At 63.3% G+C, this 16,311-nt stretch carries 17 protein-coding genes; 12 read left to right on the top strand and 5 right to left on the bottom strand.

Annotated elements, in window-relative coordinates:
- Positions 1–435: 435 nt before the first annotated feature.
- The 3 genes from HUX88_RS26340 to HUX88_RS26330 all read left to right on the top strand — a co-directional run bounded on the left by HUX88_RS26340 (position 436) and on the right by HUX88_RS26330 (position 3,887).
- Positions 436–1,785 (top strand): sensor histidine kinase, encoded by a 1,350-nt coding sequence (locus HUX88_RS26340; RefSeq protein ID WP_117014586.1) that lies wholly within the window; start codon positions 436–438, stop codon positions 1,783–1,785.
- A gap of 73 nt (positions 1,786–1,858) precedes the next feature.
- A complete protein-coding gene (locus HUX88_RS26335; protein WP_117014587.1) occupies positions 1,859–2,626 on the top strand; it encodes a LytTR family DNA-binding domain-containing protein in 768 nt (255 codons plus the stop codon).
- 100 nt (positions 2,627–2,726) lie between these two features.
- Positions 2,727–3,887 (top strand): PAS domain-containing sensor histidine kinase, encoded by a 1,161-nt coding sequence (locus HUX88_RS26330; protein WP_117014761.1) that lies wholly within the window; start codon positions 2,727–2,729, stop codon positions 3,885–3,887.
- 6 nt (positions 3,888–3,893) lie between these two features.
- Here the strand turns inward: HUX88_RS26330 and HUX88_RS26325 are convergent, their stop codons facing one another.
- The 3 genes from HUX88_RS26325 to HUX88_RS26315 all read right to left on the bottom strand — a co-directional run bounded on the left by HUX88_RS26325 (position 3,894) and on the right by HUX88_RS26315 (position 6,756).
- On the bottom strand, positions 3,894–4,961 hold the full coding sequence (locus HUX88_RS26325) for a porin (protein WP_117014588.1): 1,068 nt from the start codon (positions 4,959–4,961) through the stop codon (positions 3,894–3,896).
- 184 nt (positions 4,962–5,145) lie between these two features.
- Entirely contained in the window at positions 5,146–5,799 is a 654-nt protein-coding gene (locus HUX88_RS26320; RefSeq protein ID WP_117014589.1) for a class I SAM-dependent methyltransferase, read from the bottom strand.
- Positions 5,800–5,814: 15 nt separating this feature from the next.
- Positions 5,815–6,756 carry a CysB family HTH-type transcriptional regulator gene (locus tag HUX88_RS26315; RefSeq protein WP_176363674.1) on the bottom strand — a complete coding sequence of 314 codons (942 nt, stop codon included), beginning with the start codon at positions 6,754–6,756 and terminating at the stop codon, positions 5,815–5,817.
- 153 nt (positions 6,757–6,909) lie between these two features.
- On the opposite strand from HUX88_RS26315, the gene HUX88_RS26310 reads away from it, so the two are divergent.
- From HUX88_RS26310 to HUX88_RS26275, 8 genes are read left to right on the top strand one after another with little or no spacing between them, the layout of a single operon-like run.
- A complete protein-coding gene (locus HUX88_RS26310) occupies positions 6,910–8,601 on the top strand; it encodes a nitrite/sulfite reductase (protein ID WP_176363673.1) in 1,692 nt (563 codons plus the stop codon).
- Positions 8,594–9,181 (top strand): DUF934 domain-containing protein, encoded by a 588-nt coding sequence (locus tag HUX88_RS26305; protein ID WP_117014592.1) that lies wholly within the window; start codon positions 8,594–8,596, stop codon positions 9,179–9,181. The genes HUX88_RS26310 and HUX88_RS26305 overlap by 8 nt, the downstream gene beginning before the upstream one ends.
- 10 nt (positions 9,182–9,191) lie before the next feature.
- Entirely contained in the window at positions 9,192–9,911 is a 720-nt protein-coding gene (locus HUX88_RS26300) for a phosphoadenylyl-sulfate reductase (RefSeq protein WP_176363672.1), read from the top strand.
- A 36-nt stretch (positions 9,912–9,947) separates the two neighbouring features.
- On the top strand, positions 9,948–10,889 hold the full coding sequence (gene cysD, locus HUX88_RS26295) for a sulfate adenylyltransferase subunit CysD (RefSeq protein ID WP_117014594.1): 942 nt from the start codon (positions 9,948–9,950) through the stop codon (positions 10,887–10,889).
- On the top strand, positions 10,889–12,196 hold the full coding sequence (locus tag HUX88_RS26290) for a sulfate adenylyltransferase subunit 1 (RefSeq protein ID WP_117014595.1): 1,308 nt from the start codon (positions 10,889–10,891) through the stop codon (positions 12,194–12,196). Before cysD ends, HUX88_RS26290 begins: the two co-directional genes overlap by 1 nt.
- A 5-nt stretch (positions 12,197–12,201) precedes the next feature.
- Positions 12,202–12,963: a uroporphyrinogen-III C-methyltransferase gene (gene cobA, locus HUX88_RS26285; RefSeq protein ID WP_176363671.1), complete on the top strand. Its 762-nt coding sequence runs from the start codon at positions 12,202–12,204 to the stop codon at positions 12,961–12,963.
- Positions 12,964–13,002: 39 nt separating this feature from the next.
- Entirely contained in the window at positions 13,003–13,740 is a 738-nt protein-coding gene (locus tag HUX88_RS26280; protein WP_117014597.1) for a hypothetical protein, read from the top strand.
- Positions 13,740–14,513, top strand: a complete 774-nt coding sequence (locus tag HUX88_RS26275) for a glutaminyl-peptide cyclotransferase (RefSeq protein WP_176363670.1) — start codon at positions 13,740–13,742, stop codon at positions 14,511–14,513. The genes HUX88_RS26280 and HUX88_RS26275 overlap by 1 nt, the downstream gene beginning before the upstream one ends.
- On the opposite strand, the gene HUX88_RS26270 is transcribed toward HUX88_RS26275, so the two are convergent.
- On the bottom strand, positions 14,503–15,357 hold the full coding sequence (locus HUX88_RS26270; protein ID WP_176363669.1) for a LysR family transcriptional regulator: 855 nt from the start codon (positions 15,355–15,357) through the stop codon (positions 14,503–14,505). The genes HUX88_RS26275 and HUX88_RS26270 overlap by 11 nt on opposite strands.
- Positions 15,358–15,451: 94 nt before the next feature.
- On the opposite strand from HUX88_RS26270, the gene HUX88_RS26265 reads away from it, so the two are divergent.
- Complete coding sequence (locus HUX88_RS26265; protein ID WP_176363668.1) at positions 15,452–15,943, top strand: lipocalin-like domain-containing protein; 492 nt, start codon at positions 15,452–15,454, stop codon at positions 15,941–15,943.
- Here the strand turns inward: HUX88_RS26265 and HUX88_RS26260 are convergent.
- Complete coding sequence (locus HUX88_RS26260; RefSeq protein ID WP_176363667.1) at positions 15,920–16,309, bottom strand: sirohydrochlorin chelatase; 390 nt, start codon at positions 16,307–16,309, stop codon at positions 15,920–15,922. The genes HUX88_RS26265 and HUX88_RS26260 overlap by 24 nt on opposite strands.
- Positions 16,310–16,311 lie beyond the last annotated feature (2 nt).

Here is a 16,311-nt window from a genome sequence, read left to right as displayed (position 1 = left end):
AGGACTAGCCTGCTGCGCACTTTCATCAAACGTCCACACTTATCGACTGTTAATTTTTAAAGAACTTTATTCGGTACTGCGTTTGCTGCGGAGCGTTGTGTCCGTCAGCGAAGAAGAAAGAGTATGAAGCGTTTAGATCGTTTCGTCAACCCCTTCTTTTTTTTCTCGCTTCACTCAGCAACGTGTGCTGTGTTCTGCGAGGGGGCGAACTATAGCAAACGAAAATGGATTCCGCAAGTGCTGCGCCGCAACGCGTGGCCGCCCTTCCTCTCTCTCCGCCTCCCATCCCCGTTATTCTGCAGACTGTCGCATGGCATTGGCTCTCATGCTTCCAATCCCTTACAGTTGCATCGTCCCAATAGCTTTGTCCAACAACAGTTGATCGCTAAGCTACACTTGCCGCTTGCACGACAATTCATAGAACGAAAGCCTCACATGTTTCCGATGCCTAAAACCCAAGACACCCTGAAAACCGCCGGCGCCTGGCTGCACCGCGGTTTCGATGCGACCGCTACCTGGGTTACTCAACTGTCGTGGTGGAAGTTCCTGGTCTTCGCGGTGTTGACACTGATTGCCGGCTCCATCCTGCAGGACGAGCTGTTCTCGTCCAGCCCGGACGAAGAAGTGGTGATCAAGAACGACAAGCATCCCAAGCGCAAAAACGGCGACACCAATATCCTGATCGACGACAGCGGCATCCACTTCAACCCGCGCGGCAAGATCCGCAACAAGGATGCCGACAAGTCCGATAAAAACGACTCCTCCGATTCCAGCAACGAAGACAGCAATTCGCCCCACGTCCCGCCGGTAGCACCACCGGCCGAACCAGCCGACGCGGCGCCTGCCGCGCCGCCAGCCCCTCCGGCCCCGGCCGCCAAACCGGGCAAGCCAGGCGCGGCATCCGTCCCTGCCCTGCCCACCCTGCCGGGCGAGGAAGTCCACATCGACCTGCCGCCGCAGATCGGCGAAGAGCTGTCGAACGCCATCGAAGAAGCGGTTGACGACGCCGCCGAGCAGAAGGTCACCCGTTACCACCGCCAAGCCTCGACCTGGTTCAAGAGCTTCGTCTCGCTGCTGGTGCTCGCGCTGTTCGGCACCAAGGCCCTGATGGGCGGAAAAAAACGCGCCGAAGCCGAAACGTTGACCGCCAACGCCGCCGTCGAACGCGAATCCATGCAGCGCCAGCTCAGCGAGGCAAAGATGCAGATGATGCAGGCCCAGGTCGAACCTCACTTCCTGTTCAACACCCTGGCCTCGGTCGAGCACCTGATCGAAACCGACCCGCCGCGCGCCTCGGCCATGCAGCGCAGCCTGATCAAATACCTGCGCGCGGTGCTGCCGCAGATGCGCGACAACGCGCTGATCACCAACCTGGGCCGCGAAGCCGACATGGTGGTGGCCTACCTGAACCTGCTGAAAATGCGTATGGAAGAACGCCTGACCGTCGACTTCGACATTCCCGACGGCCTGCGCACCGCAGCCTTCCCGCCGATGATGCTGCAGTCGATGGTGGAAAACGCCATCAAGCACGGCCTGGAAGCCAAACCCGAGGGTGGCACGCTGAAAGTGCGCGCCGACGTGGCCCACAACAAACTGCGCGTGATTGTCACCGACAACGGCCTCGGCTTCGGCGCCGTGCCCAGCGATGGCACCGGCCTGGGCCTGATGACCATCCGCGAACGCCTGAAACTGCTGCACGGCGACCAAGGCCAGTTGCTGATCGCCGCCAACAGCCCGAGCGGCGTCATCGCCACGATCGAAGTCCCGTACCAGCTGTCCAAATAAGATCGATTGATTATTACAGCGATTCGTTGAATAATTAATTGTTTAAATAATTAACATTGCAGAACACACCCACATGCCTACAGCAATCATTGCCGACGACGAACGTTTGATGCGCGACCAACTGCGCATGCGCCTGGGCCAGGTCTGGCCCGAGCTGGAGATCATTGGCGAAGCCAAGAATGGCGACGAGGCGATCGAGCTGGTCGACCAACTCAAGCCGGACTTCACCTTCCTCGACATCCGCATGCCCGGCAAGACCGGCATGGAGGCGGCCACGGTCATCGGCAACAAGAGCCACATCGTGTTCGTGACCGCCTACGACGCCTACGCGGTCGAGGCCTTCGAACGCGGCGCGGTCGACTACGTGCTCAAACCGCCCGAGCAGGAGCGTCTGCAGATCACGGTCGACCGTCTCAAGACCCGCATGAGCAAGCCAGGCGCGGCCGCCGACGTCAACGCCAGCGTGACGGCCATGCTGTCGCAACTGGCGGAAAAGATCACCGCGCCCAAGCCGACCTATCTGCAATGGATCCAGGCCAGCATCGGCCAGGACCTGCGCATGATCCCGGTCGAGGAAATCCTGTTCTTCCGCTCGGACGAAAAGTACACCTGCGTGCAGACCGAACGCTACGAGGCGCTGATCCGCAAGCCGGTGCGCGACCTGGCCGAGGAGCTGGACCCGGCGCTGTTCTGGCAGATCCACCGCGCCACGCTGGTCAATGTCAACGCCATCGAGGGCGTGACGCGCGACATACGCGGCCGCCACCTGGTCATGATCAAGGGCAAGCCGGACAAGCTGGAAGTGAGCCGCAGCTTCCTGCACCTGTTCAAGCAGATGTAATACCGCCGCCGACGTCCCGCACGTCTGCGGCATATCAAACCCTAGCCACGCGCTTGCTTTAGTGTGAATCCACGCGGCCGCCGGCCGCATGGAGGCGCGCATGGGTCGAACCCGATCACTACTGTTACTCACGGGCGCCATCGCGCTCGCCAGCCGGCTGTCCTGGCGCATGGGCTGGCAATGCGCGCGCACCGCCGCCGCCCACAAGCGCAGCCGAGGCATCATCCAGCACGCCAACGACGCCATCATTTCCACCGACGAGCGCCAGCGCATCCTGCAAGCCAACCCCTCGGCGGCCGCCATGTTCGGCACCACGGTGCAGGCGATGGAAGGCGCGCCGCTGCAGCAATTCATCCCGCGCGACCAGCGCCTGAGCAACGAACCGACCTCCACCCGTTACTTCGGCAGCACCGGCATCCGCCTGCGCATGAAAGGCCGCCGCGCCAGCGATTATGCGGTGACAGGGCTCAAGGCCGGCGGCCAGCACTTCCCGCTGGAGGGTTCGATCTCGTCGCTGGCGGAAAACGGCCACCGCATCTACACCATCATCCTGCGCGACATCACCGAGCGCAAGCTGGTGCAGGAGCAGCTGGAACAATCCTACTCGCAGCTGCGCGAGCTGTCGGCCGCGCTGCAGACGATACGGGAAGAGGAACGCAAGCACATCGCCCGCGAACTGCATGACGACCTGGGCCAGCTGCTGGCGACGCTGCGGGTGGATCTGGCGCTGCTGCAACAACAGCATAACAACGATGCGGCGGCCCGCAAGCTCCAGGCCGGCATGGACGAGCTGCTGATGTCGGCGATCACGTCGCTGCGGCGCATCGCCAGCAATTTGCGGCCGCGCGCGCTCGATGAGGGAGGCTTGTATTTTGCGCTGGAGAGCCTGCGCCAGGAGTTCGTCGCGCGCTACGGCATCGCCTGCACACTGGACGCGAATGAAGAGGACTTGATACTGGACGACGCCTACAGCACGGCCATCTTCCGCATTGCGCAGGAAGCGCTGACCAACATCACCCGCCACGCCGAGGCGAGCAAGGTTATGCTGTCGCTGCACCGCGTCGACGGGCAGCTGAAAATCACCATCCACGACGACGGCCGCGGCATCGCCGAAAAGGACATGGACAAGGCATCGTCCTTCGGCCTGATCGGGATGCGCGAACGCGTCTGGGCACTGCATGGCGACATCTCCATCGTCAGCGATGGCGGCACCCGGATCACGATCCGGCTGCCGTTGCCGCCCCAGGAAAACGCCGCCTGATCCCGCTTAGAACGCGTGACGAATGCCGACGTTGAAGGCCTTGTCGCCGCTACCAGCTTCGTTGTTGTTACCAACGGTGTAGCCGGCGCCGTTCTTGTTCTTGATCTTGGCGTAGGCGACATACATGCCGGTACGCTTCGACAACGAGTACAGGTAGCCCAGCGCCCACTGGTCGGCGTCCTGGTTGTTGACGGTCTTGTCGTTCTTGCGGATGTACGAAGCCATGATGGTGCCACTCGGAGCGACCGGCACTTGCACGCCGATCAACAGGTCGTTGCTGTCGATGCTGGCTTTTGGCGCCACGGCGTAACCGTAGGCGTTGGCCACCGGCAGTGCCGCGCTGTTCACGCCCTTGTCCGCGCCGTAGGCGAAGAAGGCTTTGACGACCTGGAAGTCGTAGTTGATCGCGAACAGGGTGTTGCGGCCGGTGTCCTGCAGCTTGGCAGGGGTCGCGCCGACGGCGGCGGTGTCGTTGTTGCGGTTGTTGTACACCAGGCGCGCGTTCAGCGGGCCGTTGGCGTAGTTCAGGCCGAAGCCGAACTGGCGGCCGGCGGTCGAGCTGCCAGCCTGCTCGCCCAGCGAGTACAGGCCGTCGGCGCTGAAGCCTTCCATCACCGGGGTCGAGTAGACCAGGGCGTTGCTGGTGCGGGTGTTCGCGCCGGCGGCTGGGAACAGGTTCTTGATGCTGCCAGCGTAACCGGCGCCGAATGGGTCGGCGACCTGGCTCATGGCGTTGTACAGCATGGTGTATTGACGGCCGATGGTCAGGGTGCCGGCATCCTTGCTCTTCAGGCCGACGAACGACTGACGGTTGAACAGCGCACTGTTGGCGTTGTCCAGCGAGCCATCGTCCACTTTCAGGCCGGTTTCCAGGGTGAAGATGGCCGACAGGCCGTTGCCCAGGTCTTCAGTACCGCGGAAGCCCAGACGGGACTGGCCGCCGATACCGCTGGTGACTTTGGTCACGCTGCCTGCAGCGCCGCCGCGCTCGCTGACCAGGCCGGCATCAACCAGGCCGTAGATCGTGACATTCGATTGAGCTTGTGCTTGAGCTGCGAAACCGCCGATGATCATTGCTACCAGAGTAAGTTTTTTCACTTGATGTTCTCTACTTGAGGTTGGAAGAAGTAATTGCATGTAATGAATCTACGGGGCGAATAATGCCTATTAATTACTTCAACAATGTGACATTGACCATTTGTTGTAAATTGGCACCAAGATAAAAAAAGCCGCTCAAGGCGGCTTTTAGGGGCGGCGCTTATTTCAAGCGGCAACTGAGCAGGTAGTAATACTCCAGCCGCTCGACGCGGATCTGCCGCGCCGACGTGGCGAAGCGCTTGCGCAGCGTGCTGTCGGTCAGGTAGTTCTTCATCACTTCGTAGCGCTGGCCGTCGTCGGCGGTCAGGATCTGGAAGGTGTTGCCTTCCAGGTCGGTGCGGGCGAAGACCATGCTGTTGCCATCGACATAAGACTCGTCCAGCAGCACCAGCAACACATCCTTGCCCAGCTTGGCGCGCAGGGTCTTCAGGTACTTTTCCTGATCTTCACGCTTGACGTGCGCCCACAGGCCGGCCGCGAACACCGCCGTGTACTTGCCCTCCAGGCCGTCCGGCAGGTTGAAGGCGTCCATCACGCCGAAGGTCACCACATCCTCGTCCAGGCCACGGGTTTCGGCCAGCGCGATCATTTCCGGCAGCAGGTCGGTGGCATGCACCGATTCCGCCACTTCGGCGATCAGGTCAGTCCAGTAAGCGGTGCCGCAGGCCAGCTCCAGCACCTTGTGGCCCTGGAACAGCTCGGCGACCATTTCCTGCAGGTCATCCAGATCGTCGAAGCGCTCTTCCTGCGCATAGACCTGGTCATAGTTGTCGGCGTTGACGGCATAAAATTGTGCCAACTGATTGGTAATCATGTCTTACTTTCTAATTTACAGTTCGTAGTGTTCTTTTTCACCGCTCATGGCCTGCTCGATCAACTTGCGGTTGAGCGTAGGCGCCAGCAGTTCAATAAAGGTGTAGATATAGCTGCGCAGATAAGCCCCCTGCTTGACCGCCACCCGCGACACATTCATGCCGAACAGGTGGCCCACAGGGATGGCGCGCAGGTTCTTGTCGCGCTCGGCATCGAAGGCCATGCCCGCTATGATACCAATCCCCATGCCCAACTCCACATAAGTCTTGATCACGTCGGCGTCGATGGCTTCCAGCAGCACGTCCAGCTTCAGCCCGCGCAGGGAGAAGGCATGGTCGATCTTGCTGCGGCCGGCAAAGGCGCCATCGTAAGTGATAATCGGGAAAGCGGCAATTTCTTCCAGCGTCACCTGCCTGGATTTGAGCAAGGGATGGTCCGGCGCCACCACCACCACATGTTCCCATTGATAACATGGCAAAGTTATCAATCCAGTCACGCCGGCGATGGATTCGGTGGCGATGGCCAGGTCGGCCTGGTCGCGCTGGACCATCTCGGCGATCTGCTGGGGGTTGCCTTGCAATAAAGACAATCTCACCTTGGGAAACTTCAGCATGAAGGCCTGCACCACTTTCGGCAGCGTGTAGCGCGCCTGCGTGTGTGTGGTGGCGATGGTAAAACTGCCGCTGTCCTGGGCCGCATATTCCTTGCCGATGCGCTTGAGGCTGTCGATCTCCTGCATAATAAGCTCTACCGATTCCAGCACCAGCCGCCCCGGTTCCGTCAGGCCGCGGATGCGCTTGCCGTGCCGGGTGAAGATATCGACGCCCAGCTCCTCCTCCAGCTCGATAATCGCCTTGGAAACGCCGGGCTGCGACGTAAACAGCGCCTTGGCGGCATCGGTCAGGTTGTAGTTCTGGCGTACAGCTTCGCGCACGAAGCGCAGTTGGTGAAGGTTCATTGCAGGTCCGGGCCCATCATAAATTATTAACGTGCATGCTTATACCCAATACGTATATAAGCAAATAAAGACTAAGTCGTATGGAATAAAGACGAAGTTTATTACTATTAGCGCTAGTTTGGGGGTTCTAGCAAGCGACTATCTAGGAAGAATATGTATCAATACGACCAATATGACCATCTCATCGTCCGCGAACGCATCGCCCAGTACCGGGACCAGGTGCGCCGCCGCCTGTCCGATGAGCTGACCGAAGCCGAATTCCTGCCGCTGCGCCTGCAAAACGGCCTGTACATGCAGCGTCACGCCTACATGCTGCGCATCGCCGTGCCGTACGGCCTGCTGGCATCGAAGCAAATGCGCATGTTCGCGCAGATCGCCCGCAAGTACGACCGCGGTTACGGCCACTTCACCACCCGCCAGAACATCCAGTTCAACTGGATCGAGCTGGAACAGACCCCGGACATCCTGACCGACCTGGCCTCGGTGGAGATGCACGCCATCCAGACCTCGGGCAACTGCATCCGCAACACCACCTCCGATCCGTTCGCCGGCGTGGCCGCCGACGAGATCATCGATCCGCGTCCCTACGCCGAGGTGCTGCGCCAGTGGTCCACCTTCCACCCTGAATTCATCGCCCTGCCGCGCAAATTCAAGGTCGCCATCAACGGCGCCGTCGAAGACCGTGCCGCCATCGCCGTGCACGACATCGGCCTGACCGTGGTGCGCAACGACGCCGGCGAGATCGGCTTCAAGTTCATGGCCGGCGGCGGCATGGGCCGCACGCCCATCCTGGGCAGCGTGATCCGCGACTTCCTGCCATGGCAGCACCTGCTGACCTACACCGAAGCCGTGATGCGCGTGTATAACCAGTACGGCCGCCGCGACAACAAGTACAAGGCCCGCATCAAGATCCTGCTGAAGGCCATCGGCGTCGAGGAATTCACCCGCCAGGTCGAAGCCGAATGGGTCGACCTGAAGGACGGCCCGGAAACGCTGACCGTCGAAGAGATGCAGCGCGTGATCGATTACTTCCAGCCGCCCGCCTACAAGCAACTGGACGACAGCGACGTGGTCGCGGCGTACGCCGGCAATAAGGCTTTCGCCAACTGGGTCAACCGCAACGTCAAGCCGCACAAGCAGCCCGGCTACGCCGCCGTGGTGCTGTCGCTGAAGAAGACCGGCGTACCGCCGGGCGACGCCACCGCCGAGCAGATGGACTTCATGGCCGACCTGGCCGACCGCTACAGCTTCGGCGAACTGCGCGTCACGCACGAGCAGAACATCGTGCTGGCCGACGTCGAGCAGTCGCAGTTGTACACGCTGTGGGAACAGATCAAGGCCAAGGGCCTGGCCACGCCGAACATCGGCCTGCTGACCGACATGATCTGCTGCCCGGGCGGCGACTTCTGCTCGCTGGCCAACGCCAAGTCGCTGCCGATCGCCGCCGCCATCGCGGAGCGCTTCGACAATATCGACTTCCAGCACGACATCGGCGAGATCGAACTGAATATCTCCGGCTGCATCAACGCCTGCGGCCACCACCACGTCGGCAGCATCGGCGTGTTGGGGGTCGACAAGGACGGCAGCGAATGGTATCAAGTGTCGATCGGCGGCGCGCAGGGCAACAACGCCGCCATCGGCAAGATCATCGGACCATCGTTCTCCGCGCTGCAGATGCCGGAAGTGATAGGCCGCCTGCTGCACGTGTATGTGCGCGACCGCTACGAAGGCGAGTCGTTCGCCGACTGCGCGCAGCGCCTGGGCGTCGCGCCGTTCAAGGAATTTGTGTACGCCACGCCGATCGTCGAAGCCGGTCGCCTGATTGGAGAGGATGAATATGTCTGAAGCAGTGAAGAACCTGATCATCAAGGGCCATGAAATCGTCGAAGACGACTGGCTGGTGCTGCGCCTGGCCGAGCCGGTCGACGGCGCACCCAAACACGACCCGGCCACCGTCGCCGTCCCGGCGGGTAAATTCATCGTTCCGCTGAGCCTCTGGCTGGTGCAGCGCGAGCTGCTGGCCGCGCGCGCCGCCGCCGGCGAGATCGGCGTCTGGATCGCCAGCGACGAGCGCCCGGAAGCTCTGAAGGACGACCTGTCCAAGGTCGCGCTGATCGCCGTCGACTTCCCTAAATTCACCGATGGCCGCGGCTACTCGATCGCCTACAACCTGCGCACCCGCCTGGGCTGGACCGGCGAACTGCGCGCCATCGGCGACGTGCTGCGCGACCAGCTGTTCTCGATGCGGCGCGTCGGCTTCAACGCCTACGCCACGCGTCCGGACCGCAGCATCCACGAAGCGCTGAAAGGCCTGTCCGATTTCTCGGAGACCTACCAGGCGTCGGTGGACCAGAAGGTGCCGCTGTTCCGCCGCCACGCCCGCAACGTCGGCGTCGGCGCCAACAACGACGGCTTCGGCATCTGAGGGAGCGGCGATGAGCGACATGAACAAGCTGATTGCGGACACCCGCGCCACGCTGGACCGCATCGTCAAGGACCACAGCCCGGCGGTCTTCGCCTCCAGCCTGGCGGCCGAAGACATGGTGCTGACCGATTTGATCCTGAAGTCCAAACTGGATATCGGCATCTTCTCGCTTGAAACCGGACGCCTGCATCCTGAAACGCTGGCCATGCTGGACCGCGTGAAGGAGCACTACGACGGCTACGAGATCGCGCTGTACAAGCCGCAGCCGGAGGCGGTCGACGCCTACGTCGCGCAGAATGGCCTGAACGCCTTCTACGACAGCGTCGAAATGCGCCGCGAGTGCTGCCGCATCCGCAAGGTCGAGCCGCTGGGCCGCGCCCTGGCCGGCAACAAGGCGTGGGTGACCGGCCAGCGCCGCGCGCAATCGGCCACCCGCACCTCGCTGATGGTAGAGGAGGACGATCCGGCCCACTTCATGACCAAGTTTAACCCGCTGGCCGACTGGTCGGAGCAGGACGTCTGGAACTACATCCGCGACAATAACGTGCCTTACAATGCACTGCACGACCAAGGCTATCCATCGATCGGCTGCGCACCCTGCACGCGCGCCATCGAACCGGGCGAAGACGTCCGCGCCGGCCGCTGGTGGTGGGAGAACCCGGAGTCGAAGGAATGCGGCCTGCACATGGTCGACGGCAAACTGATACGCATTAAATCCGTGGCGGCTTGATAAGCCCGCGCCACACATAAAGAACAGGCATAGTCCATGAACGCTATAGTTGAAAACCACGCCGCGCACGCAACGCAGATGAACGCACGCCACCTCGACGCCCTGGAATCGGAAGCGATCCACATCATGCGCGAAGTGGCGGCCGAATGCAGCAACCCCGCCCTGCTGTTCTCGGGCGGTAAAGACTCGGTGGTCCTGCTGCGCATCGCGGAGAAGGCTTTCCGCCCCGGTAAATTCCCCTTCCCGCTGGTGCACGTCGACACCGGCCACAATTTCGAGGAAGTCATCACCTTCCGCGACAAACGCGTGGCCGAACTGGGCGAACGCCTGATCGTCGGCTCGGTGGAAGAGTCGATCAAAAAAGGCACGGTGCGCCTGCGCAATCCGCAGACCGATTCGCGCAACGCCGCGCAGGCGGTCACGCTGCTGGAGACCATCGCCGCACACGGTTTCGACGCCTGCATCGGCGGCGCCCGCCGCGACGAGGAAAAGGCCCGCGCCAAGGAGCGCATCTTCTCCTTCCGCGATGAATTCGGCCAATGGGATCCCAAATCGCAGCGCCCGGAACTGTGGGACCTGTATAACACCCGCGTCCATCCGGGCGAGAACATGCGCGTGTTCCCGATCTCGAACTGGACCGAGCTCGATGTGTGGCAGTACATCGCCCGCGAAAAGCTGGAACTGCCGCCGATCTACTTCGCCCACGAACGTAAAGTCATCCCGCGCAACGGCCTGCTGGTGCCGCTGACCGACCTGACCCCGGCGCGCGAAGGCGAAACCGTCGAGACCCAGGTGGTGCGCTTCCGCACCGTCGGCGACATCTCCTGCACCTGCCCGGTGTCGTCGGATGCGGCCACGGTGGAGCAGATCATCGCCGAAACCGCGGTCACGCAAATCACCGAACGCGGCGCCACCCGGATGGACGACCAGACCTCCGAAGCATCGATGGAAAAACGTAAAAAAGCAGGATACTTCTGATGAACGCACTGAATGAAAATCTGACTGAGCGCGGCCTGCTGCGCTTCATCACCGCCGGTTCCGTCGACGACGGCAAATCCACCCTGATCGGCCGCCTGCTGTTCGACAGCAAAGGCATCTTCGCCGACCAGCTGGACGCCATGTCGCGCTCCAAGCACAAGCGCACTGTCGGCGAAGCGGTCGACCTGTCGCTGCTGACCGACGGCCTGGAAGCCGAACGCGAACAAGGCATCACCATCGACGTGGCCTACCGCTACTTCGCCACGCCCAAGCGCAAGTTCATCATCGCCGACACGCCGGGCCACGAGCAGTACACCCGCAACATGGTCACCGGCGCTTCGACCGCCGATGCCGTCATCATCCTGATCGACGTGTCGAAAGTGAAGCTGCGCGAGGATGGCGGCGTGGACCTGCTGATCCAGACCAAGCGCCACTCGACCATCGCCCACCTGCTGCAGATCGAGCACGTGATCGTCGCCGTCAACAAGATGGACCTGGTGAACTACGACCAGGCCATCTACGACCGCATCGTCAAGGCCTACGGCGAGTTCGCCGCGAGCCTGGGCCTGAAGGACATCACGCCGATCCCGCTGTCTGCCCTGACCGGCGACAACGTGGTCGACGCCAGTGAAAAACTGAGCTGGTACAAGGGCCCGACGCTGATCGAGCTGCTCGAATCGCTGTCCGTCTACGAAGAATCGCACAACGCGCCGTTCCGCTTCCCGGTGCAGCTGGTGGCGCGCCACAACGGCCACGAAGCCAACGACTTCCGCGGCTACATGGGCCGCATCGAGGCCGGCAAGGTATCGGTCGGCGACAAGCTGGTGGTGCAGCCGTCCGGCCAGAGCGCGACCGTCAAGGACATCGTCACGCTGGAAGGTTCGCACCAGTCGGCGGTGGTGGGCCAGTCGGTCACGCTGCTGCTCAACGAGTACCTGGACATCTCGCGCGGCGATTTGCTGGCCAGCGCGGCGCAACCGGCCACCCTGCTCAAGCAGCTGAAGGCGGACGTGTGCTGGATGTCCGACGAACCGCTGGACCAGCGCCGCAAGTACTGGATCAAGCATGGCACCAAGCAGACCTCGGCCAAGATCACCGGCATCGACTCGCTGTTGGACATCAACACGCAGCAGCGCCACAGCGCCGAGGGCCTGAAGCTGAACGACATCGCCCGCATCGGCCTGACCGTGCAACAGCCGCTGGCGGCCGACGCCTACGACGACATCCGCGCGACCGGCGCCTTCATCCTGATCGATGAAGTCACGCACCAGACCGTGGCCGCCGGCATGATCCGCCTCGGCGAGTAATCCGTATGCCATCTCCCGGAAAAGTCTACCTGATCGGCGCCGGCCCCGGCGCCCAGGACCTGATCACGCTGCGCGGCGCGCGCCTGCTGGCGCAAGCCGACGTGGTGCTGCACGACGCGCTCGTGACCGCGGAGATGCTGGAGCTGTGCCCTCAGGCCGAAAAAATCCTGGTCGGTAAACGCTACGGCCAGCTGTCGACCGCGCAGCAGTTCATCAACAAGCAGATGGTGGATTACGCGCACAAGTTCCCGCTGGTGGTGCGCCTCAAGGGCGGCGACCCGATGCTGTTCGGCCGCGCCGACGAGGAATTGCGCGCGCTGGAAGAAGCCGGCATCGAGGTCGAAGTCGTCCCCGGCATCACCACCGCGCTGGCTGCTGCTGCGGCCAGCAAGCAGCCGCTGACCAAGCGCGGCGTGGCGCGCAGCGTCGCCTTCTTCACCTCCTCCACCGCGCCGGAGCACTCCACGCACGACGCCATCCCGGACACCGACACGCTGGTGCAGTACATGGGCGGCCGCGAAGCCATCGCCACGGCGGAACGCCTGCTGGCGCAGGGCCGCCGTCCCGACACGCCGGTGGTCGTCATCGAAAACTGCAGCCGGCCGGACCAGCAAATCCGCCGCCTGACCATCGCCTCGCTGGCGCAGGGCCTGGGCGCCGCCCACGGTCCGGTGCTGGTGATGCTGGGCGAAGCGATGACACCCCGCTCCCATCAGAACATCGAACACCCCCAACTCCCTTCATCTGCAGAGCAACTGCGCGCCTGATCCGTAATAGAATGTCCATACAAACCAACCGAGGTAGCAATGGACACTGTTCAAGAAGTGCTGGAACGCGCGTGGAAAGCCCACTCCGAGGGCGCCTTCGATAGCGCGCTGGCCGACTATATCTGGCTGTTCGACGCCAGCGCGGCCGATGCCGACAGCGCGTCGCTGCGCCTTTCCTACATCCTGAGCGCCTGGGCCAAGCTGGCGGAAGAGCACCTGCCGGCGCGCCACGCGCTGGTCGAGCTGCGCGACCGCGACAGCCGGCGCCTGCTGGCGCAAGCCGGCGACGCCAACGCCGCAGTGCTGTTCAACGACATCCGCGCCATCAACGACAAACTGGGCGACCTGCAAAACACCTGGCACCTGTTCCAGCAGCTGCCGGAAGCGCTGGCCGCGCAATGCGCCCGCTCGGCGCTGCCGTCGTTGATGGTGTGCGGCGACTACGCGCTGGCCAGGCGCCACTTTCCGCACCCGGAGCAGCACCTGGCGCAGGCCGCCGCCCTGCTCAACGAACGGCGCGCCGGCCTGAATGTGCTCACCACCGCCGGCATGTCCGCGCTGCTGGCCGAGGTGTACAACTACGTCACCGAACTGGCGCTGGTACTGGACTTGCTGGCCGGCTGCGGCGATACTGCTGCGGCGGAAGCGGCGCGTGCACAGGCGGTGACGCTGGTGCAGTCGCCCGAAGCGCGCGCCTGCGTCCAGGCGGAACTCGACGCCCCAGGCACGACGCTCGACGCCATGATCGAACTCGAAAACTCCTCAGCGACCGAATAGTGAAAACAAACTGCGCCAAGACCCTGCTCCTCCTCGCACTGATGCCGGCCGCCGCCGGCGCCTTCGCAGCCATCCCGACCTACGACTTCAAGATCGTCCACACCTATCCGCACGATCCGCAAGCCTTCACCGAAGGCCTGCTGTACCGCGACGGCTTCCTGTACGAGAGCACCGGCCTGAATGGCAAATCGTCGATCCGCAAGGTGAACCTGGAGACCGGCAAGGTCCTGCAAACCAAGGATATCCCGCCGCAGTACTTCGGCGAGGGGCTGACGGTCTGGAAGGACACCCTGATCGGCCTGACCTGGCAAACGCAGACCGGCTTCGTGTTCGACCTCGCCACCTTCGAGATGCGCGGCCAGTTCGCCTACCCCGGCGAGGGCTGGGGCCTGACGCAGAACGGCAAGGAGCTGATCATGAGCGACGGCACGGCCACGCTGCGCTTCCTCGATCCCAAGACCTTTCTTGAAGTGCGCCGCGTGAAGGTGACGGCGGACGGCATCCCGGTCGACCAGGTCAACGAGCTGGAAGCGGTGGGCGACGAAATCTACGCCAACCTGTGGCACACCAACACCATCGCGCGCATCGACCCGGCCAACGGCAAGATCACCGGCTGGATAGACCTGGGCAAGCTGTATCCGGCCGCCGGCAAAGGCCTCAACGGCGAGAACGTCATGAACGGCATCGCCTGGGACGCGGAGAAAAAGCGCCTGTTCGTCACCGGCAAGCTGTGGCCCAAGCTGTACGAGATCAAAATCGTGCCTAGGAAGTAAACAGCGCAATCAGCTCGTCCGCCACGGCGCGCACCGGCGCAGCGCGGCGCACATCCTCGTGCATGACGATCCATAGCTTGCGTTTGACCGGACAGGCCGGCGAGTCGATGGCGACCAGGCCGCCGCGCGGCATCCCGGACAAATATTCAGGCAGCACCGCCACGCCGCAGCCGGCCAGCGTCGCCTGGTACAAGGCGCCCAGGTCGTTGGAACGCAAGCAGTAGCGGCGCCCGTTGCGTATCTTTTCCAGCCATTGCTGCTGCGGCGTGTCCTGCATCAGCTCATCATAGCCGGCGAACTCCCATTGTTCCGGGGCGCGCTCCGCCAGATAGTCCGGGCTCGCGTACAGGCGATAGGCCACCGTTGTCAGCGCCCGCACAGCCAGCCCCGGTGCTTCGGGGCGCCGGAAGCGCAGCGCGATGTCCGATTCGCGCCGCATCAGGTCCGTCTCGCGCGACTCGCCGCGCAAATCCAGCTCGATGCCCGGCAGGCGCACCGACGCAGGCTTCAGGCGCGGCGCCAGCAGGTAGGCCGCCAGCGCGGGCGGCGCCGATACCCGCACCTTGCCGTTCAACTGGGCGGCGCCGCTGGCCGCCCGCATCAGGCCATGCAGGCTCTCTTCCATCATGCGCGCGTGCGGCACCAGCGCCCTGCCGGCCGCCGTCAGCGACCAGCCCCTGGGAAAACGGTCGAACAGCGTCACCGCCAACGCCGCTTCCAGCGCGTCGATGCGCCGCGTGACGGTGGTGTGCTCGACGCCGGCCGCACGCGCGGCGCCGGTCAGCGTGCCGGCGTCGTGCAAAGCCAGGAAGTAGCGGAGGTGGTCCCAGTCTGGTTGGTTCATTGTGCAATTATGCACAGATATTGGGCTGAATTCGCCAATTTCGCTCAGGCGAATTTGCCGCTATCGTGACCGTATCGCCACCAGGGAGACCGCCATGAAACTGCTGAACCGATTATTTTGCCTCGTCATGTGGGTGCCGGCCACACAGGCCGCCGGCGCCGCGCCGGACTGTCCGCTGGCCGGCGCCTGGACGCTGGTCGCCGCCGACCAACTGCTGCCCGACGGCACGCGCGTGCGCGACTACGGCGAAGCGCCCGCCGGCCTGATGATGATCGACCGGCAGGGCCGCTACAGCGTGCAGATCTACCGCTCCGACCGGCCGCGCTTCGCCGGTGGCGACAAGAAGAGCGGCACGCCGGCCGAATTCGAGGCCGCCGTGTTCGGGTCGAGCACGCACTTCGGCACCGTCGCCGTCGACAGCGATGCGCGCACGCTGACCTTCAGTATCGCCAGCGCGGCCTTTTCGAATTGGGAGGGGACGCAGCAGAAACGCAGCTACGAATTGAACGGGGATGAACTCAGCTATCGCGTGCCGGCCAGGCCGGACGGGCATATTCCGCTGTCAGTCTGGCGCCGCCTGCGCTGACAGCGAGGCCACGCAATAATCGGCCAGCGCATTGAGCACGGCCGCGTTCTCGCCGGCCGCCTCCACCACGTCGATGCCGACTTGCGGATGATCGACGCGCAGCTGGTCGATCATCAGCGGCAGGTCGCGCAGCACATGGCCGCCCTGCCCCAGGAACACCGGCACCACGGTGATCTGCGTGACGCCGTCCGCGGTCAGCTCGGCCACCAGCGCCGGCAGCTGCGGCGTCATCAGCTCAAGAAAGGCCAGCGACACGCGTACCCCGGGCGTGCGCGCCTGCGTCAGCTCGCGCAGCCGCTCGAACGGCGCCGCCCAGGACGCGGCGCGGGCGCCGTGCGCGAAAAGGATCAGGGCTTGCTTGGTCATTG

This window comes from Duganella sp. BJB1802, assembly GCF_013369445.1.
In the GTDB taxonomy this organism is placed as follows: domain Bacteria; phylum Pseudomonadota; class Gammaproteobacteria; order Burkholderiales; family Burkholderiaceae_D; genus Rugamonas; species Rugamonas vulcania_A.
Note: the sequence above shows the minus strand (reverse complement) of the source record. Positions and strands in the feature narration are given on the sequence as shown.